At 69.2% G+C, this 237-nt stretch carries 1 protein-coding gene; it reads left to right on the top strand.

The genetic code is table 11. The features are described 5' to 3' along the window. The coding region (locus tag ACU18_RS18870) for a vitamin B12 dependent-methionine synthase activation domain-containing protein (RefSeq protein WP_157407871.1) at positions 1–237 on the top strand (237 nt) is incomplete at both ends.

Below are 237 nucleotides of genomic sequence, written 5' to 3' on the forward strand. Positions count from 1 at the left end.
CCCCGGACGGTGGCTCGGGCGGCCCGATCGGCACCGAGCGCCTGCGGTTCACCTTCCCGCGCCAGCGCCGCGACCGGCACCTGTGCCTGGCAGACTTTGTCCGCTCCCGCGAGTCCGGCCAGATCGACGTGCTGCCGGTGCAGCTGGTCACCGCCGGCTCGAAGATCGAGGAGTTCACCTCCAAGATGTTCGCCGCCAACGTCTACCGCGACTACTACGAGCTCAACGGCCTGGTCA

Origin of the sequence: Arthrobacter sp. ZBG10 (genome assembly GCF_001238605.1) — a bacterium.
Lineage (GTDB): Bacteria > Actinomycetota > Actinomycetes > Actinomycetales > Micrococcaceae > Arthrobacter.